Here is a 20678-nt window from a genome sequence, read left to right on the forward strand (position 1 = left end):
ACAGAAAACACGAGCAGTGAAAGCAGCACAGAAAACACGAGCAGTGAAAGCAGTACAGAGAGTACGAGCAGTGAAAGCAGCACAGAGAGTACGAGCAGTGAAAGCAGTACGGAGAGTACGAGCAACGAAAGTAGCACAGAAAACACGAGTAATGAAAGCAGTACAGAGAACATGAGCAGTGAAAGCAGTACGGATAGCACGAGCAACGAAAGTAGCACAGAAAACACGAGTAGTGAAAGCAGCACAGGAAAAGTAAATAATGAACTTGATTTGGTACCTATCATACCAACTAAGGAACAAAAGAGAAATGCAGGGAGCAACCTAAAAAGTGTGCTAAAACAGTCTGATTTTGTTTCTCGTGGAATTGATCATCAAGAAAAAGCGAAAGAAACAGATAAGAGAAAAAGTGATTTACCAGAAACTGGTAGTAGAACCTTAAACAAGCTAATTACATGGATGGGTGTGTTACTCATTTTGATTGTAGGAGCAAGCTATTTTCGTTCTCTCTTCCATCGAGTGAAATAAAGAATAAAAGCAACAAATCTAAAATTGAATAAAACGATAGGTTTTTGAGTGAATATTTCATTCGAGAGTGCTGTGTTGCCTGGCGAAGTTGTAGCTTTGCCAGGTTTATTTTTGTTTACTAACCTATTTGAGAAACAGGAAATAACAGGAACACAAATGGAAAATAAGAGCAAGAATAATTGACAATGCACACTGCGCATGGTAGTATCTCTGAAAAATCAGTAACGAATCTATTTGTACGTCATTCATGTAGCTGTCGGAATAAGTCTAAATAATAGATAAAAAGGAGTATGTACTTTGTTTGAAGAATTTATTGATATCAATGAAAGGCAAGTATATCAATTTTTGAACTATTGTTATGAAAGAGACGAGAAATTATATGTAGTGAAGGATATCGCTTTAGATCTAAACTACACCCTGACTAAGATGAATTCGGTGATTCAACAAGCAGAGTCATTTTGCGAAAGGTATCCAGAATATAAATTATCTTTTCTTTCAGAAAACAAGATGATAAAAGTCGAGTTTTCTTCTCAGTTTTTACTGAGTAAAGTTTATTCTATATTGTTAGAGGGAACGATTGGTTATATTTTACTGGATTCACTTTACAAAGGTACTTATCAATCCTTAGAAAATCTTAGTCAAAAAAATTATATAAGTTTGCGTACGATTCAAAGAAAATTAAGAGAACTTAATACTATTTTGAAAAACTATCATTTATCTTGCAGCTTGAAAAAAGGTAATCCGATAGAAGGAGAAGAATACCGTATCCGATACTTTTTTCACTTGATGTATTGGCAGTCATTCGACGAAAATCATTCTGACATATTATCAAGTATAAAAAATAAACGGCAACTATTAGAAAAATTTGCGAAACATGCGCCATATACGCGTAGTATAGATAGAAAGAAATGGATCAGCCTCCTAAGAATTTCGTTGCAACGAATGAAACAAGGCCACCCGATTACGTATGTCCCAGAAGAGATGAATAAATTTGTGCATCCATTGATAACAAAAGAAGAGTTTACGCATTACATACTAGAGCCTTTTTTTGAAGCAAACTTCTGGTCGATGAATCACATCACTCCAACAGAGCAAGCTTACCTTTATTTTATGTTTGGTGTAATGAATACCTATTTGGAAGAAGATTTGTTGGATGCTCCAGATAAAGTACAAGAAAGTTGGGGTTGGATTGAATCGTCTATTGTAGATAATTTTGAAAAAAAATTCAAGATTTCTTTTACAACTTCAGAAAAAAATTATCTATATGTCAATTTGGCAATGATCCATTTGTATTCAAGGGTTTTTGGGACAAAAAAGAAGATGGATGCTTTTGGAAAATCAGCAGAAGACAGAGATTTTCAGCATACATTTCCAGTGATGTATCCAATCATGCAACAGTTTTTTAGTGGGGTAGCTCGCAGAATTCCAGAGCTTAATACTTATTATGAAAAGAACAGACGGTTGATTTTTCAATACTGTATGTTAGTCAGGGATATTTTTATAAAGCACGAACAACCTGTCATATTCTATATTCAATCAAAGTATGGTAAAACACAGGAATTATGGGCAAAGAAAAGGATATTATCTATGACTGAACGCCCAATAAAATATAGTGCATCCGCTGATCAGTTACCTGATATTGTCATTAGCGATTATCCTATCGATCAAACGGCATATGATCAAACGAATACACAGATATTTTACTGGAATGGACAACCTACAAAAAATGATTGGGCGCGTCTGAAAGCTGAGATCATAAAAATCAGGAATGAGAAAAATAGATCCATATTGGAAAAATTGGATTTCGTTAATTAAGAACAGCAGATTTTTTATGCCAAGATTAAGACATCGCCAAAAGATTGTTTTCTTTAAAATCAACAAGATGACCAGAAAGCAAGAGTTCGTTGAGCTCTTGCTTTCTTTTAGTTTTAGGAAGGAACATCCTGATTTTATCTTCGCTAAATCCAGTCAAAAGTTTTGCAGGTTGGTCGTAGATAATCGGTTTTTTCAATAAAGAAGGGGATGTACGAATCTCAATATATAGTTCACTCAAACTGAGCTCATCTATTCTGTGAACAAGATTTTTATAACTAATAGAATGAGTAGAGAGCATTTCGGTCACGCCGTTGTTTGTCAATTTTAGTAAGTGGATAAATTCATTTTTGGTTAGTGGTTGACGAATTAAGTTCTGTTCGATAAACGGTATACCATGTGCGATAAGCCAACGTTTTGCACGTCTAGAAGACGAGCAACCAGAACCTGTATATAATTTAATCATGATACATTCCTCCATAGCTAAATATTTATGAAATAATAACATGAAGAAATAGTCGAAAAGTGCCATTTAGAGGTGTAAAATAAGAAAATGTTGTCACGTATAAAGGAACGAACGAGATAAGAAATGCTATCAAAGGAACCCCAATAAAAAAATCAGAAAATGGAATATATTTTTTTGATTTCTAACCATAAAATGGAAAATAGTAAACGAAACATCATTAGAAGAAAGAACTAGAAAAAAGAAAGAAGGCATACGTATGTCAAACACAGCCGACGCATTAGTAGTGATCGATTTACAAAAAGGGGTATGTTTTGATTCTTCGCCGATACACGAATTAGAAACAGTGACAGCATTAGTGAATAAAAGAATCAAAACATACGAAACGATTGGAAAGCCAGTTATTTTCGTTCAACACGAAGATGATCAATTAGTACCAGGAACAAAACCATGGGAGCTATTGTCGGAATTATCTATTCCTGAACACAGTTATTTTGTGAGAAAAACCCATGCGAATTCATTTTATAAGACGAATCTGAGTATGTTATTAACTGAATTGGACTGTCATTCGATCGAATTATGTGGGGCACAAACAGAGTATTGTATAGATACGACTGTGAAGTTTGCTCATGGATTAGGATACCAGCTTATGATGTGCAGAGGAGCAGCGACGACTTATGATCATCCTTTTATGAAAGCGAAGGAAACAATCGCTTTTTACGAAAAGATTTGGGATAAACGATTTCTGACATTTTTGGAGCAATAAGTTATTTCATCGTTTAAAGAAAAGCAGAATGGATACTGGTTTATCCATTCTGTTTTGTTACGGAAATTGAGAAAATGATCCTGTTCTATTTTTATGGGATAAACCGTTTATTTTTTGTATAAAAAATGTTTGCGTTTACATATAATTCTCCTAGAATCATAAAAAGGAGTGAATCGATTGAGAACAAAACAAGTGTTAAAGGGAGCGTTGGTCGTCTTATTTGCTGTAAGTACAAACGTCCCGCAATGGTCAGTATATGGAGAGAGTATCTTTTCCGAATCGGGATCTAGGGAGGTCGAAACCACGGAAACAACTGATGCTAGAAACGAAACGAAATCGAGTACTTCACAAACAGAAACAAGTACTGAAACAACGGCTGAGACATCTGTTACTAGCACAGATCAAGAAACGACCGCTACCACAGATAACCAACAAACAGAAGAAGCAACAGCTACAAAAACGCCAAACGACGAATCCTCTTCTGCTAAAGTAAGTGACAAAGAGAATGGGACAGAAAATGAGGATATCGGTAAAGGCGAAAATTTCAATGGTAAAAAATATTTGAATTACTTCGGTAAACAGATGACAGAAATACTTAATGGACCAGCAGAAGACATCAAGTCAAAATTAATAAAGTTATTAGTCACTGAGCTTGCTGTTAATGATTATGGTGTAGATAAAGAGATTATCAAACATCTGATTGCTACTTATCTATTGTATGATATCGCTTTTTCTAAAAATAGTGTGTTGATGTCGATGCTTGGAGGTACAGATGATGGTACGACGCCTGCAGAAAACACAGGCTTCTATCCAAATACAAAACAACTTCATCAAACTGTACTAAACAAACAAGACGGCAAAATGATGGATGTGTATGCTTACTATGTCGACCAGGGTTCAGATAAAACAGTCATGATCCATGGCGGATTTCGTGGGAATTGGAATAATGGAATCGTTACAGAAGAATACAATGATTTTTATAAGGCAGGGTATAATTTATTATTTGTTGATTCCAGAGCGACTGGTAACAGTGGAGGCGATTATGTAACCTATGGACAATATGAATCAGATGATGTCCTTTACTGGATCAATCAAGAAGTTCGAGAACGTCCATCTCAAAAGATCCTGCTGTATGGTGGTTCCATGGGAGCAGCTACGATGATGTCTGTATTAGCAAAAGATATCCCAGTCAATGTCAAAGGAATTATTGAAAATTGCGGATTTGCATCAATCGATGAACAACTACGTTTTACGTATAGCCAGACAGTAGTTCCCGCATTACCGGATGCCATAAAAAATCAGTTAGACATCATTGGGGATCAAGAGCATGAAGATTTGTTTATGGGGCTTTTGAAACAATATTATTTTGATCAGGAGATGCATTTGGATCCAACAGCCGCTCTACCTACGATTGGGATGTCTGGTTCATTGCCTAAATTGATCATCCATGGAACGGCAGATGATGTAGTACCTGTATCTAACGCGCAAAAATTATATGAGTTAGCAGGAGGATATAAAGACCTTTTACTGGTAGAAGGAGCAGGGCATGGAAAGGCACAGGAAGTTGACCATGCTGCCTACACAAAACATGTAACGGACTTTTTGAAAGTAGTGTTCCATGATCAGATAAACGTAAAGTATGTGGATGAAAACAATAAAAGTCTACTCAAAGACCAGGACGAAATCCAGCTTTACGGAGCTTATGGAGAGAATTATGCGACAGAGCAAAAGACATTCGAAGGATACGAATTAGCAAATGTTGAAGGACCGACTGAAGGGGTTTTTAACGAAACGATACCAACTATTATTTACCATTACAAAAAAATCCCAGTAGCTCCACCAAAAAAACAAGATCCGACAGAGAATGCAGACAATAAGGGAAAGAATGAACCTCGAGATGATCAATCAAGTGATGATACGCAACCGATTCAGATGACAGTGAAAGTACAAAAAAAGACAGATACAAAAAAAAGAATGTTGCCGAAAACTGGAGAAAAGAAACATTCGCTTCTCATTTATTCAGGTGGATTTTTGTCTGCTAGCACGATCATCACATGGATTTGGCGAAGAAAGAGAGGGTAAATGAATGAAGTGGTTCAAGCGAATAGTGATTGCAGTGCCAGTTATCATCGTAGTTATTTTAGTCACTGTATTTTTGATTAATCAAATCACACCAAAGCCGATTAGTTTGCTTGTTAGAAAACAATTTGACACAAGTGAAAAAGAACAAGTATATGCCAGACCAGACGATTTCCAGCAAAAAATCAAACAAATCGATAGAAATAAAGAAATATCTTATCCTTCAAAGTACAAAAACAATCATATGGATATCTACACACCGAAAACGGAGAAGAAAAAGTTGCCAATCCTTTTCTGGATGCATGGAGGCGCATATGTAGGAGGGGATAAAAACGATTGTCGTGATTATTTGGAATATCTATGTTCAGACACGCAGCAGATCGTCGTAAATATTGATTATGAACGATCGCCTGAAGCAAAGCATCCTACACCAGTTATTCAATTGAATGAAGCCATTCAAGCAGCCAAAAAAGAGATAAAAGAGCAAGCGGATTGGTCGAATATTTCGATTGGTGGCGATTCAGCAGGCGCACAAATTAGCGGAGAGTATTTGTTAGCACTGCAAAACGAAGAAATCAAAAAAGCCGATCAACTTGATCCAACTTTGGAGAACAAGCAGATCACAAAATTTGTTTCTTTGTCTGGACTACTAGACCCTTCTGCATTTACCCAAGTAAGTGATAAGATTTCTAGCTTTCTTTATGCAAAATGTGGATGGGCTTATTTTGATAATAAGAACTTTGATCGTTTAGAAGAGGTCAAACATTTAGCTTTAGCTAGACATACAGACCATTGGACGCAAAAAATATTCTTGACGGACGGAAACACAAATACGTTTACGAAACAAATGGAACAAACAGCTTCTATATTTGAAAAAGCAGGAGTGGAAGTCACAAAAGTAGACTATACGGAGAAAAATGTTGTCTTGAACCATGAATATCAGTTTGATTTTAGTAATAAACAAGCGCAAGAAACATACCAAAAATTAGTAGCATTTTTCAAGGAATAAACGCTAATGATGTAAAAAAGGATGTGAAGAAGCTGCTTAGTTCCGAGTCAGAAGGAACTAAGCAGCTTCTCATGTTTGATGAATAGTGGGACTTGTGACCGAGGAGTTTGTAGGTACCGTATATCAGCTCTCGCGAAAAAGATGTTCAGCCTATTGTCAAAAGGTTGTCTATGGAAAAAATTTATTCGGAATAAGGGAAGGTGATACGATTTTTTCCACGGTCTCTTTTACGTAAATTTTATAAGTCAGATTTGTTGTTTCGATCGTTTAAAAAAGGCAACAAATCCGAATCCAGCGGAGGCAAGAAGGGACAAAAAACCGAGTGGTAAGCAAAAGAATGCTGGTTCTACTAATATTCCGTTGTTATTGATATAAGGCTGGGAACAAAGATGAATAGCAAATAAAATCAATGCACTAGCGAAAAAAAGCAAAGAAATATGAATAGCTTTCATACGCAGCACCTCCTTTTTTATAATTATAGGATAGATAGATTAAGAATCCATAAATGTGACAAGTTTGTTAGAATGTGAACAAAAACTACCATCTATCAATCATGAGTAAGCTTGAAACAAAGATATCTCACGATAAGTCAAAGAGGATTCATCCATCATATAGATAGAAAGTTCATTAGTATATGTCTAGACCAATAATGAAAAATATGAGAAACTAATAGAAAAGGTTTAGGATACCCCCAAAAGAATTTCCCCAAAAATTCGATGTATCCTAAACTTTTTTATTTTACATAACAATCATAACAACTGTGAAATAAAATTACAAACGATAACCTAATATGTATTCGAAAGCCAGTTTTGTCAAGAGAATGCTTGATTCATCAAAGATTTATTTTTATTTTTTAGAAAATAAGAAACAAAACTAATAAAAAAAAGAAAAAATAAATTTTTCGCTGCTGTATACTATCCTTGTTATCGCATCTAATAAGTCACTCGAATAATACCAATACAACCTTCTCCAAAGATGTGATAACATATGTTCTAACCCACCGACTATTGATGTTCTGTACCACCCTTACAGAACCCGAAAAGCCACTACCAAATATTTGGTAATGGCTTTTTAGGTTTTAATGGATTTTTTACTTTTTCTGTTATGGTGCTATTTCTTGATTTCAGAAATCGTATGACGAACTTTAGCGATAGAACGACGTGATTCTTTTTCATTATAAAACATCAAGATTACATATAGAGAGTCTAAAATACTTAGTTGCGAAATACGGGAAGCTAATGCTTCAGATCGGAATTCTGTTTCTTCAGAAATCGAAATAAAAACGACATCGCCAAGTTTAGCAAGGGAAGAATTAGCTTGGCTAGTAATAACAATTGTTTTTGCTCCGGTTTTTCTGACGGTTTCAGCAATATGGATTGTTTCTTTTGATTGCCCTGTGTGAGAAATCAAAACAGCACAGTCTTTTTCCGTCAATAAAGAAGCTTCCATCAACTGAATATGGTAATCCGTACTGTGAGAAGTCGCGATAGGGGAACGCAAAAATTTATGGTAGGCGTCAGTTGCTACAATCTCTGAACCACCAACACCGAAAAAATAGACACGTTTAGATTCATTGATAATAGTAGCTGCTTTTTTTAGATCTTTTTGTTGTAATAACCTTTTTGTGTCATTTAAAGTGGAAATACTAGACTCGAACACTTTTTGCGCCATAGTGAGCTCAGTATCCGTTTTCTGAATATTTTCGTGGATTGAAATAGCAGATAGATCATTTTCTTGGATTAACATGGCCATTTTAAAATCTTTAAATCCATTATAACCAAGTTTTTTTGTAAATTGAAAAAAAGTAGAGTCAGCAATGCCCAGTTCACTTGCTAAATTGCTGATCGGACTATGACTTACTTTGCTAGGATTTTCTAAAATATAATCGGCGATAGCCTGTTCTTTTGGGCTGAAGTCGTTGTACATTGTTTTGATTTGTAGTCTTATGGAGACGCTCATGAGAATTCCTCCTTTTCATAATAAGATTATCATTTTTTCCGTTCTCATTAATGTTAAAGATACAAGGAGAGGAGGAAAAAATCAAACAAAATAATTTTTTTGTGAAATCTATTTACAAAAAAATATTTTTTTGTATAATGAGGGTATAAGAAATGGAGGCGCTATCATGGAAATTGGTGTAATTGGTTTGGGAAAAATGGGATTGAATTTAGCTTTAAACTTAAAAGAGCACCATCACAAAGTACAAGGACTCGACATTTCAAGTACAGCTGTTAGTCAGGCAAGAGAAAGTGGCGTTCCTGCTTATCAAGAGATCTCTGAATTTCTAGCTACTTTTGAGCAGAAAAAAATCATCTGGTTAATGCTTCCTGCTGGAGAGATAACCGAAAACATGTTAAGAAAACTTTTTCCAAAACTCGGACCAGGAGACATTGTTATTGAAGGCGGAAACTCTTATTATAAAGATTCAATCCGTCGAGCAGAAGAGTTTCAGAAAAATGAAATCGGTTACTTGGATTGCGGGACTTCTGGGGGAATCGAAGGAGCACGACATCAAGCCTGCTTAATGATTGGAGGAGATAAAGAAACTTTTCTATCCGTGGAACAATTATTCAAAGATGTAGCAATTGAAAGAGGGTATCTGTATGCTGGTGCATCCGGAAGCGGACACTTCTTGAAAATGATCCATAATGGAATCGAATATGGAATGATGCAAGCAATCGGTGAAGGATTCCAACTTGTACAAAAAAGTGAGTATGCTTTTGACTTGGAACAAGTCGCACGTGTTTGGAATCATGGTTCGGTGATTCGCGGCTGGCTGATGGAAATCATGGAAGATCAGTTAAAAGAACATCCCAATTTAAGTAATTATCGGGGAATCGTTTCTGCATCAGGTGAAGCAAAATGGACGGTTGAAACAGCGCTAGAAATGGCTGTTCCAGTTCCAGTAATTGCAACTAGTTTGTTCATGAGGAATCTTTCACAGGAAGAAGATAGTTTTTCAGCAAAAGTAGTTTCAGCACTAAGAAATGGGTTTGGCGGACATGAAATAGTTGAAAAGGGTGAGTAAAATGCCAGATTATCATATAGCAATCGTTAATTCCAGCAGTTTCGGGAAAGTTTTTCCACACCACTTGGAAAGATTAAAGTCAGTTGGAGACGTTCATTTCTTTACTGTTGATCAAGAGATTCCAGGAAAAGAATTAGCGGAGTTACTTAAAGGATTCAATATCATTATTGCAAGTGTTACGCCATTTTTTCGACGAGATTTTTTCGAAAACAAAGATGAATTGCTATTGATTTCCCGACATGGTATTGGTTACAACAATATTGATTTAAAAGCAGCAAAAGAACACCAGACAATCGTATCTATCATACCTGCTTTAGTTGAACGAAATGCTGTAGCAGAAAATAATATAACTAATTTGTTGTCCATGCTTCGACGCACGACACAAGCACAAGCAAGAGTCAAGGACGATCGATGGGAAGATCGGGCGGAGTTCGTCGGTAGGACGCTGTTTAACAAAACAGTTGGTGTGATTGGTGCAGGAAATACCGGCAGCGGAGTAATCGAAATTTTGCGTAACGGTTTTCGCTGTGATGTTCTAGCTTATGATCCTTACAAATCAGATTTATACATCGAAAGCTTTGGTGCAAAAAAAGTAGAACTTCAAGAATTACTGGAACATTCAGATATCATTTGTTTATGTGCGAATTTGACAGAAGAGAACTATCACATGATTTCTGCTAAAGAAGTCGATCAGATGAAAGAAAATGTTTATCTATCTAATAGTGCAAGAGGCGCTCTAGTTGATGAAGAAGCGATGATTAATGGTCTGAAAAGCGGAAAGATCGCAGGATATGCCACAGATGTTTTAGAAGAAGAACCGGGACGTCAAGATCATCCGTATTTAGCGTTTGAACAAGTAGTGATTACGCCACATATATCGGCCTACACAAGGGAATGTTTAGAAGCAATGGGTGAAAAATGTGTCAGAGATGTAGAACAGATCAGTCAGCATCTTCTTCCTGAACGTTCTGTCCAGACAGAGAGTGATTATATAAAAGGATGATGAAGAAAATGGTGAACGGGTTAAAAGTGAAAACGGGTCCTCAATTTTATTTATATGAAGAAGGTGGCATTTCAAAAGTTTCTGATCTCTTAGAATCATACGGTGCAAAAAGAGTATTGATTACCCATGGAACGGTATCATGGGAAAAGGCGCTACCTAAATTAGTATTTTTGAATGACGAAACGATTCAATTTTTTTATCATCGTTATTCTGGAGAATGTAGTTACGCTGAAGCCAGACGAATAGCTACAATCATCAAAGAAAATGAAATCGATTTCTTGGTTGGCGTTGGCGGAGGAAAACTGACCGATCTAGTGGGGTATAGCGCAAACCTTGCAAAAATCAATTTTGGCGTCATACCTACTTTAGCTAGTAATTGCGCTCCTTGGACACCTCTTGCTGTCATGTATAAGGAGAATGGACAAGCAGAAGGGAAAACAGAACACTTTTACAGACAAGCTGCTTTTTTTATAACAGATCCCCAATTAGTGATTGATTCCCCTGTTCCATATTTCATTGCCGGGTTAGCAGATACACTTGCCAAATGGTATGAATCTGAGCTCATCTTAGAACAAGATTTTTTGCAAGATGAATCATTTTTGAAGCTAGCACAAGATACTGCGAAGATCTGCAAAGAAGAGATTTTGAATCATTCTGCTAAAGCAATCCAAGATATGGCACAAAGAAAACTGACATCGGAGTTCAAACAGCTTTCAGAGATTATCTTTGCTGTTGCTGGTTTAGTTGGAGGATTAGGAGATAAATACGCAAGAAATGCGGCAGCACATGCTATGCATGACGCTATCAGTAAATATATTCCGGAAAGCCATCGTTTTCTACATGGAGAAAAAGTGGCGTATGGAATTTTCTACCAATTGGCACTAGAAGGTCGTTGGGAAAAAATAGACGAGTTATATCCTTTGTATCAGGAATTAGAACTGCCGGTTTCTCTAGAACAAATGGGATTATTTCCGAAAGATAAACAAATAATAGATAAAATGGCTGAATTTATTGATTCGAAAGAGAAAGTGCATTTGATTCCTATAGAGGTGACAAAGAAATCATTGATACAGTCAATGATGGAACTGGAAGGTTATATCAGAAAAATCTGAAGGAGGAGGACACATGGAAACATTAAGTGTAGTACAAAGTTTGTTGATTGCTTTATGGGTAGCCGCGGTCATGTCCCGCTGGTTAGGTGGAGGAGCCACGTTGACCTTACGTTTTTCTCCTTTGATGACTGGATTAGTCGTCGGGTTGATCATGGGGGAAGTTGCACAAGCAATGATCGTTACAGCTGCTCTGCAAATGATTTATATGGGGGTTTTTTCTCCAGGAGGATCGATGCCAGCTGAACCTTCCATTGCAGCAGCTATCGCAGTACCAGTCGCATTATTAGGGGATCTGTCGCCAGAAGCAGCGATTGCTGTTGCAGTGCCAGTCGGATTGCTCGGAAGTTACTTGTATCAGTTTCGTTTTTTCATCAATACTTTTTTAGGTAAATATACAGATAAAGCTGTAGAAGATTTGAATACAAAAGCTATGGCCCGATCAATTATTCTTTATCCAACAGTTGCCTCATTTTTATTATTCGTTCCGCTTGTTTTCGTTGCTTTATATTTAGGGGCACCATTGATTGCTGATGTAATCAAAGCTTTAGAGGGAACAGTTGTTATCCACATTCTTGAAGTAGTAGGTGGAGGGTTAGCGGCAATCGGTATCGCGACAACTGTATACGTTATCGGTCGAAAAGATTATCTGGTCTTTTTCTTCCTTGCTTATTTTATGAGTGTTGTTTTGAAATCTTTAGATATTACGATGGTTACTTATGCCATTTTTGGGATTATTATCGCTTTGATCTTTGTCCAGTCGCAAAAAGGGAAACAAGTACAGCCTGCTACAAGCAATAACAATTCAGCATCTTTTGATGACGAAGATGATTATGATGACGGATTTTAATTTAGGAGGAATGGGAAATGGCTGAAATAATGGATAATCAAACAGGTGCTCCTGAAGAAATCACGAAAAAAGATGTAACAAAAGCATATCTGAGATGGCATTTTGCAAACGAAATTCCTCACTCTTTTGAACGTTACTTGGCGCCATCACTACTATACGGAATGATGCCAATCTTGAAAAAACTTTATAAAGATGAAGACGCTTTAAAAGCAGCGTATAAACGCCAGTTACTGTTCTTCAACACTCAATTAAGCTGGGGCGGCGGTGTGATCACTGGCCTAATGTCTTCTATGGAACAGCAAAGAGCAGAAGAAGAGTATGAAGAGAAAGAGATTCTGATGCAAGATGACTTGATGTATAACACGAAAGCGGGATTGATGGGGGCACTAGCAGGAATCGGAGATGCAATCGATTCAGGAACCGTCCAATATATTTTTATTGCGATCGCGGTACCTTGGGCACAACAGGGAAGTCCTTTAGGCGCACTTTTTCCTTTTATCTGCTTTGGGTTGTATCAGGTTTTACTAGGGGTATTTTTTGCAAGACAAGCTTTCACTATGGGCCGTAATGCTACAGGCCTGATGCAAAACACTGGTGTTCAGACAGCGATTGAAATGCTATCAGTTTTAGGATTATTTATGATGGGGGTGCTTGCGGGAAACTATGTAAAAGTAGAATCTTCATTGAAATTTGCAATTTCCGGACGTGAGTTTGTTATCCAGGAAATTCTTGATCAAATCGTGCCAGGAATATTACCTTTAGCTGTCGTAATGGGTGTGTACTTGTTCTATACGAAAAAAGGTTTGAAAGTCACACAAGCATTATTATGGCTGACAGGAATATTAATTGTGCTAGCAGGAATCGGTATTTTATAAAAAGAAGGGAATGTGAATAAGATGGGTGTAGTCAATTTAGCGCGTGTGGATGAGCGTTTGATCCATGGACAAGTAATGGTAACGTTATCTCAAAAAAGTGGAGTGAATTCCATTTTTGTTGTAGACGAAGTTGTAGCAAAAGATAAATTTATGAGAGATCTTTACAAAAATGCAGGAAGCCGTACAGGACAAAAAACAATTGTCATTACACCAGAGAAAGCTAAATTCTATTGGGATGAATATCAATTTAAAGAGTACAATTGTATTTTGATCGCAAAAACAGTCCAAACGATTTACGACTTAGTAAAACACGGAATCCCCATGGAAGAATTGAATATCGGAGGGATTGCTCAAAAAAATCCTGATACAGATCTTTTAGTGACGAAATCTGTTTATTTAAATAAATCAGATGCTGAAAAATTGAAAGAAATGAATGAACAATATGGCGTAAAGAATATTTATTTTCAAGCCACTCCATCTGCACCTAAAACAGGATTAAAAGATGTATTGAACAAGTTTGATTTGTCATGAACAAATGCTTAGAAAAAAGATAAAGAGGGCGGAAAAATGAAGAAGAACGAGCTGTTTCGTGATTGGGAATTCCGTTATCGCTATGTTTACCGTAAGCGACGTACAAAAAAGAGTAAACAGCGTTTTCTTTCAGCGTTGGTATCAGATATTTACAGTATGAGAACAGATGTGACAGTCATTGCTTACGATACGCCAGCCTACCGATCAAAAAATATTTATGTTGGAGATATCGAAAAAGCAGAGAAAGTTATCTGTACTTATTACGATACACCCGTTCATACATTAGGAAGTTATTTCATGTTTGATTGGAAAGACCAACGGAAAAAAACAATCTATTCTATATTATTGTCCTTCATTTTGTTGTTCAGTTTAGGTTGGTGGGGAATGATGATATATAACGGAAATCCTCATCACGTATTCGATCTGCTATCCGTACAAACAAGTATCACTGTACTAGCATTTGGGAGCTACTTTTTCTTATTGGGAAAAGCAGCGCGCGGATGGTCTAGCAGACAAACGTTTATTCGAAATACTTCATCCATATTAACGATGCTGGAAATGATCCGTACGATCGATGATCCGAATGTAGCGTATGCGTTTGTTGATGAAGGCTGTTATGGAAAAAAGGGTTTGGACAGTGTGAGATTGAGTATGAAAAAAGAGGGCATTCTTTTTTATCTAGACTCTGTTGGGGCAGATACACCGTTACAGTTTTCGGGAAATTATTTTTCAAATGAAGAACAGTGGCTAAAACAAGTGGATAAGTTGAAAGAAAAAAATATCAATTATATTTTTAGTGCAAGAAAAAAGCAAGCGCAGTTTTTCTATTTGACCAAAACAGATTTACGAGGGAAAACATTTAATTGGCAAAATGCCAACCAGATTATTGCTCTTTTTCGATAATTGAAAAGTGCAAAACAAGGAGTGAGAAGACTCATGTTGGAAATCATGATCGTTACACATGGTAAGTTGAGCGAAGGACTGAAAGATGCGGCAGAAGTAATTGTCGGGACATCAAGCCATATTGAAACAGTGTGCTTAGAGTCTGGGGAAGACATCCAAACATTCGGAGAGAAGGTCAAAGAAAAATTAACTATGATCAACACAGCAGAACCCGTGCTAGTATTTGTTGATCTAATTAGCGCAAGTCCGTACAATCAAGCGCTCTTGGCAGTCAATGAACTGACTGAAGAAAAGAAAGCAGCCACTTATGTCATAGGGGGCGTGAATCTGCCAATGTTGTTAGAAGCAATCAATCATCAGATGCTTCACACACCGATAGAAGAAGCGGTGGAACAAATTGTCAAACAAGGAAAAGATAATTTAACTGTTTGGCATGCTTCAGCGGAAGAAAAAAATTTAGATGAGGACGATTTTTAGAAGGAAGGCTGAAAAGATGAAGTGGGGATTTAGATGGTATGGTGAAAAAGGGGATTCGATCCCATTAAAATATGTTCGCCAAATACCGGGAATAAATGGGATAATTGGAACTTTGCTGACTAAAATGCCTGGAGATGTTTGGGAGATTTCAGAAATTGAGGAGTTGAAAGCATCTGTTGAGAGCCAAGGACTGGAACTGCTTGGAATTGAAAGTGTCGCAGTCCATGATGCAATCAAGGCAGGAACAGATGAACGAGATTACTATATTGATAACTATATACAAACAATCAAAAATTTGTCTCGATGTGGGGTTCGATTGATTTGCTATAGCTTCAAACCAATTTTTGGATGGGCGAAAACTGATTTGTTTAATGAAAACAACGATGGAAGCTATTCTCTTTTATACGATCAGAAAATCGTCGATCAGATGGAGCCAGGAGAGATGTATCAATTGATACACAGTCAGTCAAAGGGATTCAAATTGCCAGGTTGGGAAGAAGAACGGTTGAAAAAATTCGCTCAGCTGGAAAAACTGTATGAAGGAATGACCGAAGAAGAATTATTTGAAAATCTGACTTATTTTTTAGAAAAAGTGATTCCTGTATGCGAAAAAGCAGATGTAAAAATGGCTATCCATCCAGATGATCCACCATGGGAACTTTTTGGTTTTCCTAGAGTGACGAAAAATCTTGGCGACTTGAAGAAAATTCTAAATGCAGTAGATTCTCCATATAATGGACTAACGCTGTGCACAGGATCTTTAGGAGCAAATCCTGAAAACGATTTAGTTGAAATCATTCATGAGGTAGGTTCTCGCATCCACTTTGTCCACTTTAGAAACGTGGAGTTTTTAGGAGAAAGAAAGTTCAAAGAAACGGCACATCCTTCTACAGAAGGCTCCCTTGATATGCATCATATTATGAAAGCGTTGGTGCAAGAGGGGTTCGACGGTCCTATACGCCCTGATCATGGTAGAACCGTGTGGGGTGAAGTGGCTATGCCTGGGTATGGCCTGTATGATCGTGCAATGGGACTCACTTACATGCAAGGTCTATATGAGGCGATAAGTAAGGAAAAACCACTGGGAGAGCATTATGAATAAAATCAAGCTCTTCATCTTTGATATGGATGGCCTTTTATTAGAAACTGGACGTTTAGCTTATCGTGCTTATGTAAAATCAGCACAAAAGTATGATTATGAAATGCGTAAGGAAGTCTATTATTTACTGACTGGCCAGACAGAAGCGGCTATAAGAGAACAAATGGGCAATTTGTACGGAGAAGATGTTCCATATATCAAATGGCGAGAAGCGATCAATCAATATAAAGAAAAAATCGTGAAAGAAGATAAGAGAGTATATACGAAAAAAGGAGCAGAAGAAATTTTAGCTTTTGCAAAAGAAAGAGGAATCCATACAATCGTGGCTTCGTCTAATACACGGGTAAAAGTAGAAATGTATTTAAAAATGGAAAATCTATATGCCTTGTTTGATCAAATCATTTCAGGGGATGATGTAAAAAAAGGGAAGCCGGAACCAGAGATCTTTTTGAAAGCTTGTTCAAAAATGAATATTCCTCCAAGTGAAGCACTTGTATTTGAAGACTCGATTGCAGGGATCGAAGCAGCAAGACGAGCGGGTATTTTGTCTTTTCTCATCAAAGATCATTTGATAGGGTTGCCCGATCATAATGGGAAGCATAAGTTGAAAGTAGATGTAAGTTTATATGAGCACGATAAAGCAGACTATGAATTTTATGACCTGCATCAAGCAAAACGATTTTTAGAAAGTAAAGGGTTATATCTCTAATAAAGAGGACTAGTTTCTAGTTCTCTTTATTTATGGTCCTAGATGAGTGATGAAAAAGAAGCAATTTTTAATTTGTAGCATCTATTTGATTTGTATTGAAAAATTTGGAGCAAACACAAAACGCACCCACTGTTATCATCCAGTAGATGCGTTTAAAGAGAAGAACGAGAATCGTCCATATGAGGGTTTCCACTCCTTATGCAGATTTTTTTAATTCTTGCACTGCTTGTTCGATCGTAACACCTGTTGCTACATGATTGGTATTTTCTTTGTCAAAAACGACAAAGAGATTCAAATCTGTATCCAAGGTTACTCGATATTGTATATCTTTGTTATAGAATGTCATAGTCATTCTCCTTTCTTTAAATACTTGCTGAAAGGCAACGAACGCGTTGATAACGAAATTCCATTTATAAGTATACCACCAATTGAAAGGTTTTCATAGTTAAGAAATTTTAAAGTCAAATAGTTGCCGATAAAAACATATAAACAAGAAAACAAAAAGAGAATCAAACGCGGTTATCCAACATTTTTATCGATTCGAAGACAATAAATTTTATATTTCATTGCATTATTCTTGTGTTATTAGAAAAAGCATGATATATTAAACAAGTAATCTATTTTGAAACGTAATTTGAGCGATATATCTACATAGATAAAACTCCTTTTGCCTATCAAATATTTATTGCAACGAAAAAACGTACATTGATACGTATCAGGAGGAATTTATTTATGAATAACGGTACAGTAAAATGGTTCAACGCAGACAAAGGTTTTGGCTTCATCACTGGTGAAGATGGAAATGATGTATTTGCACATTTCTCAGCTATCCAAGGCGACGGCTTCAAAACTTTAGAAGAAGGCCAAGCAGTATCTTACGATGTTGAAGATGGTCAACGTGGCCCTCAAGCAACAAACATTGTTAAAGCTTAATAAAAATTGACTTTTAACCGTCTTTTCTTTCGAAAAGACGGTTTTTTTGTACGAAGAAATTCATCGATCGTTGAATAGGCGGAAGGATGTTTTTCTTGGTGCTTTTTTGTTTCGTCCTTTGATTTTTTCATTTCATAGCTATGTTTGTTTGTCAATAGGTATTTTGGAGAAGTATTTTACACAAAGTTGTGTATTAATCATTAAAAAAATAAAAAAACAGATCAACTATTATTTTTGCATAATTATTTAAAGAGAATTAAAACGAAAAAGCCTAATGGTAGTAAGACTTTAAAAGGATTTTTTTGTTTTTTAGATAACGTAATTTATTTGATTTATTTTAATTATGTCTTTTATTTTAAGTGTGTTTAACTTATTTTTTTGTTTAAAAATAACTATGTTATGTATTATGAAAGTTATAAGAGTTTTTAAATAAAATTTAAGAACATTTAGAAATTATTAAGCTTTATCTGAAAATAAAAAAACGAAATGTTATTATTTTAGTCTGTTTTCAGGGGGGATAATCTTATGATAAAAAAACTATTTTTACTATCAACATTAACACTGGCAATGGCAGGTTGTTCTACAACCGATTCGGCAACTGAATCAACAACAGAAACAACTGAAGACACGACAGAAGAGGTAAAAGTTGAGACGATCACAGAAGCAGAAGTAGACGAAGCACGGGAACGCTGGGCAGAAGCAATCATAAGTATCGGTGCGGCAAGCGAAGAAGGTATGGAGGAAGCAACAGAAAAAGCAGAAGAAGTCATCGAGACATTGTATGCATACGACGAAGGTGCTGTGCTTTTTAAACCAACTAAAGCTGCAGAGTTACCATTCAGGGCAACAAAAGAAGAAGCACTTTCTTATTTCGTTGGCGGTGATATCAGCGAAGATTCTGGTTTTGCGTTAGAGCCTTGGACAGACATCCGCTTCGACAATCATGAAACGATCATTGATACGGATTCAGCAATCGCTTCAGGAGAATATTACTTTACTTCTGGGGAAACGGGTGATGAAACAAAAGTAGAATATACTTTCGGATTTATACGTGATGACGAAGGTAACCTGAGAATCAACTTGCACCATTCGAGCTTACCCTACGTTGGTTAAGACTTTTTCGATGAGAGAAGAGTAGAAGAGTTTTTCATGTTATATCAGAGCGTGGGACAAAAGTAAAGAAAAACTTTTGTCTCACGCTCTAAACATGTGTAAACGGCGGAAGCAGAAGCAACTCCTTCGGAAATAAGCTGAAATTCACAAAAATTTGAATAGCAATTTTCGTGAATTCCCTCTTATTTCTTGGAGTTAAACGCTTCTGTCCCAGCCTCTTTTTTTTAGGTAAGATAAATTCCTTTTTGCTCCAAATTTGCTAAACACTCTGCTAGATACACTTCATCATGTTCCGGATAAATCGGCACGCTACGTTCTACAGCAGGTAAATCAAAAAATGCTTCGCATGATTTGCCACGGTACATAGGATCTGTCCATTCTGGTGCTGGGCTGTAGCCACGTTTTTCCATTTCGTCCATGACAAGTTGATGATACTGAAATAATTTATAAGGAGAATAGCGGAAGACATAATCTACAGTGGCGTGTTTTTTTCCCCAACCATTTCCTCTCAACGCACAGCATTCCCGGTGTTGTCCTAAAAGCTGCTGACGAGGAAGCTTTGAAATCAATTTTTCATGCCATAAACGCATAGATACATCTCCTTTTTGTACATAGTTTGTTCACTGTAAACATTAAATGAAAAAACCAGCACAATGGCTGGAAAAAATCATTTAAGTTTGCTTGCTGTTTCTGAGCGACCAATCAGGTAGTCAACGGAAATATCGTAAAAGTCGGCGATATAGATTAATTCAATGATACTTGGAATTTCATCCCCTTGTTCGTATTTGCGATATTTGAATAAAGGGATACTTAACGCGTTAGAAACAGCTACTTGGGATAAAGATCGGCCAGTTCTTAAAAAATTCAGACGACAACGTAAAGTATCCAGTAAAATAGCTTCTTCGATACTCATTTAATCACCTTTCATCATAATAGAATAGTTTTGTAATGACCATAGAAAGCTACACAAGCAATCAATAACACTCAATGTTTTTTATTTAAACGTATCAAATAAAGAATGACGATCATTAGAGACAAAACCAACCCTGATAATTCTTCTACAAAAACACTATCAGGTTCAAAGTAGTTGTAATTAAAAACCTTCCACATAAAATAAATAACCGGAAGAGTCAAAACAGCCAAATAAAACCGTTCTTTATTCCAATGCATAAGATAAAAAATAATTGCAATCAGAACGACCGAAGGCAACCAAAACAAAACTCTAACCAACGTAATCATGTAACGGACTCCTCAACGATTCATATAATAAAAGATAACATGTTATTGCATACATCACAAATGAAATGCTAGGAAAACTAAAGAAGAAGAGACCGGTGAAAAAGCGGAACAGCTCTCTGCTAATACGCGAGAACTGTTCCGCTAAATACAAGTTA

Annotated in this window: 23 protein-coding genes and 2 pseudogenes; 18 read left to right on the top strand and 7 right to left on the bottom strand. The window is 36.5% G+C overall.

Going from position 1 to position 20678, the window contains the following annotated elements; genetic code table 11:
• From sgrA to A5816_RS04710, 3 genes and pseudogenes are all read left to right on the top strand, one after another.
• A pseudogene (gene sgrA, locus A5816_RS16520) lies at positions 1 to 525 on the top strand (LPXTG-anchored fibrinogen/nidogen-binding adhesin SgrA); the annotation flags it as partial.
• Between the two features lie 507 nt (positions 526 to 1032).
• Positions 1033 to 1257 (top strand): annotated as a pseudogene (locus tag A5816_RS16645) (helix-turn-helix domain-containing protein); the annotation flags it as partial.
• Between the two features lie 54 nt (positions 1258 to 1311).
• On the top strand, positions 1312 to 2340 hold the full coding sequence (locus A5816_RS04710) for a hypothetical protein (protein WP_306297588.1): 1029 nt from the start codon (positions 1312 to 1314) through the stop codon (positions 2338 to 2340).
• A 25-nt stretch (positions 2341 to 2365) separates the two neighbouring features.
• Here A5816_RS04710 and A5816_RS04715 read toward each other — a convergent pair whose 3' ends face one another.
• Entirely contained in the window at positions 2366 to 2806 is a 441-nt protein-coding gene (locus A5816_RS04715; protein WP_086311170.1) for a Spx/MgsR family RNA polymerase-binding regulatory protein, read from the bottom strand.
• 253 nt (positions 2807 to 3059) lie between these two features.
• On the opposite strand from A5816_RS04715, the gene A5816_RS04720 reads away from it, so the two are divergent.
• The 3 genes from A5816_RS04720 to A5816_RS04730 all read left to right on the top strand — a co-directional run bounded on the left by A5816_RS04720 (position 3060) and on the right by A5816_RS04730 (position 6654).
• Complete coding sequence (locus A5816_RS04720) at positions 3060 to 3566, top strand: cysteine hydrolase family protein (RefSeq protein WP_002374631.1); 507 nt, start codon at positions 3060 to 3062, stop codon at positions 3564 to 3566.
• Positions 3567 to 3734: 168 nt separating this feature from the next.
• Positions 3735 to 5648, top strand: a complete 1914-nt coding sequence (locus tag A5816_RS04725; RefSeq protein WP_086310848.1) for an alpha/beta fold hydrolase — start codon at positions 3735 to 3737, stop codon at positions 5646 to 5648.
• 4 nt (positions 5649 to 5652) lie between these two features.
• Entirely contained in the window at positions 5653 to 6654 is a 1002-nt protein-coding gene (locus tag A5816_RS04730) for an alpha/beta hydrolase (RefSeq protein WP_086310849.1), read from the top strand.
• 245 nt (positions 6655 to 6899) lie between these two features.
• On the opposite strand, the gene A5816_RS04735 is transcribed toward A5816_RS04730, so the two are convergent.
• Together A5816_RS04735 and A5816_RS04740 are read right to left on the bottom strand one after the other, a co-directional pair.
• Positions 6900 to 7106 carry a DUF3955 domain-containing protein gene (locus A5816_RS04735; RefSeq protein ID WP_002296638.1) on the bottom strand — a complete coding sequence of 69 codons (207 nt, stop codon included), beginning with the start codon at positions 7104 to 7106 and terminating at the stop codon, positions 6900 to 6902.
• Between the two features lie 658 nt (positions 7107 to 7764).
• Entirely contained in the window at positions 7765 to 8613 is an 849-nt protein-coding gene (locus A5816_RS04740; protein WP_002335083.1) for a MurR/RpiR family transcriptional regulator, read from the bottom strand.
• Positions 8614 to 8779: 166 nt separating this feature from the next.
• Between A5816_RS04740 and gnd the strand changes: the two genes are divergently transcribed.
• The 10 genes from gnd to A5816_RS04795 all read left to right on the top strand — a co-directional run bounded on the left by gnd (position 8780) and on the right by A5816_RS04795 (position 17238).
• The gene (gene gnd, locus A5816_RS04750; protein ID WP_086310850.1) at positions 8780 to 9682 is read left to right on the top strand and encodes a phosphogluconate dehydrogenase (NAD(+)-dependent, decarboxylating); all 903 of its coding nucleotides are present in this window, start codon (positions 8780 to 8782) and stop codon (positions 9680 to 9682) included.
• A 1-nt stretch (position 9683) separates the two neighbouring features.
• A complete protein-coding gene (locus A5816_RS04755) occupies positions 9684 to 10685 on the top strand; it encodes a D-isomer specific 2-hydroxyacid dehydrogenase family protein (RefSeq protein WP_025478509.1) in 1002 nt (333 codons plus the stop codon).
• An 8-nt stretch (positions 10686 to 10693) separates the two neighbouring features.
• Positions 10694 to 11797 (top strand): iron-containing alcohol dehydrogenase family protein, encoded by a 1104-nt coding sequence (locus tag A5816_RS04760; protein ID WP_086300064.1) that lies wholly within the window; start codon positions 10694 to 10696, stop codon positions 11795 to 11797.
• A gap of 13 nt (positions 11798 to 11810) precedes the next feature.
• Positions 11811 to 12644, top strand: coding sequence for a PTS sugar transporter subunit IIC (locus A5816_RS04765; protein ID WP_002335079.1), 834 nt, complete (start codon positions 11811 to 11813; stop codon positions 12642 to 12644).
• A 17-nt stretch (positions 12645 to 12661) separates the two neighbouring features.
• On the top strand, positions 12662 to 13519 hold the full coding sequence (locus A5816_RS04770) for a PTS system mannose/fructose/sorbose family transporter subunit IID (RefSeq protein ID WP_002374645.1): 858 nt from the start codon (positions 12662 to 12664) through the stop codon (positions 13517 to 13519).
• A 21-nt stretch (positions 13520 to 13540) separates the two neighbouring features.
• On the top strand, positions 13541 to 14050 hold the full coding sequence (locus A5816_RS04775; protein WP_002296648.1) for a PTS sugar transporter subunit IIB: 510 nt from the start codon (positions 13541 to 13543) through the stop codon (positions 14048 to 14050).
• A 549-nt stretch (positions 14051 to 14599) separates the two neighbouring features.
• Entirely contained in the window at positions 14600 to 14953 is a 354-nt protein-coding gene (locus tag A5816_RS16525; RefSeq protein WP_024635287.1) for a hypothetical protein, read from the top strand.
• A 33-nt stretch (positions 14954 to 14986) separates the two neighbouring features.
• Complete coding sequence (locus tag A5816_RS04785) at positions 14987 to 15430, top strand: PTS sugar transporter subunit IIA (protein WP_025478511.1); 444 nt, start codon at positions 14987 to 14989, stop codon at positions 15428 to 15430.
• A gap of 16 nt (positions 15431 to 15446) precedes the next feature.
• Entirely contained in the window at positions 15447 to 16532 is a 1086-nt protein-coding gene (gene uxuA, locus A5816_RS04790) for a mannonate dehydratase (RefSeq protein ID WP_025478512.1), read from the top strand.
• On the top strand, positions 16525 to 17238 hold the full coding sequence (locus A5816_RS04795; RefSeq protein WP_086310852.1) for an HAD family phosphatase: 714 nt from the start codon (positions 16525 to 16527) through the stop codon (positions 17236 to 17238). The genes uxuA and A5816_RS04795 overlap by 8 nt, the downstream gene beginning before the upstream one ends.
• A 196-nt stretch (positions 17239 to 17434) precedes the next feature.
• Here the strand turns inward: A5816_RS04795 and A5816_RS16225 are convergent, their stop codons facing one another.
• Positions 17435 to 17584 (bottom strand): hypothetical protein, encoded by a 150-nt coding sequence (locus tag A5816_RS16225; RefSeq protein WP_002296658.1) that lies wholly within the window; start codon positions 17582 to 17584, stop codon positions 17435 to 17437.
• A 386-nt stretch (positions 17585 to 17970) separates the two neighbouring features.
• Here A5816_RS16225 and A5816_RS04800 point away from each other — a divergent pair, with 386 nt between their 5' ends.
• Both A5816_RS04800 and A5816_RS04805 read left to right on the top strand, forming a co-directional pair.
• A complete protein-coding gene (locus tag A5816_RS04800) occupies positions 17971 to 18171 on the top strand; it encodes a cold-shock protein (protein ID WP_002293303.1) in 201 nt (66 codons plus the stop codon).
• Positions 18172 to 18696: 525 nt separating this feature from the next.
• Positions 18697 to 19284 carry a hypothetical protein gene (locus A5816_RS04805; protein ID WP_086310853.1) on the top strand — a complete coding sequence of 196 codons (588 nt, stop codon included), beginning with the start codon at positions 18697 to 18699 and terminating at the stop codon, positions 19282 to 19284.
• A 224-nt stretch (positions 19285 to 19508) separates the two neighbouring features.
• On the opposite strand, the gene A5816_RS04810 is transcribed toward A5816_RS04805, so the two are convergent.
• From A5816_RS04810 to A5816_RS04820, 3 genes are all read right to left on the bottom strand, one after another.
• Positions 19509 to 19874: a TIGR02328 family protein gene (locus A5816_RS04810; protein WP_002374659.1), complete on the bottom strand. Its 366-nt coding sequence runs from the start codon at positions 19872 to 19874 to the stop codon at positions 19509 to 19511.
• Between the two features lie 77 nt (positions 19875 to 19951).
• On the bottom strand, positions 19952 to 20197 hold the full coding sequence (locus A5816_RS04815; protein ID WP_002374660.1) for a helix-turn-helix domain-containing protein: 246 nt from the start codon (positions 20195 to 20197) through the stop codon (positions 19952 to 19954).
• A gap of 71 nt (positions 20198 to 20268) precedes the next feature.
• Complete coding sequence (locus A5816_RS04820) at positions 20269 to 20523, bottom strand: hypothetical protein (RefSeq protein ID WP_002374661.1); 255 nt, start codon at positions 20521 to 20523, stop codon at positions 20269 to 20271.
• Positions 20524 to 20678 lie beyond the last annotated feature (155 nt).

This window comes from Enterococcus sp. 3G1_DIV0629 (assembly GCF_002141285.1).
Classification (GTDB): Bacteria; Bacillota; Bacilli; order Lactobacillales; family Enterococcaceae; genus Enterococcus_B; species Enterococcus_B lactis.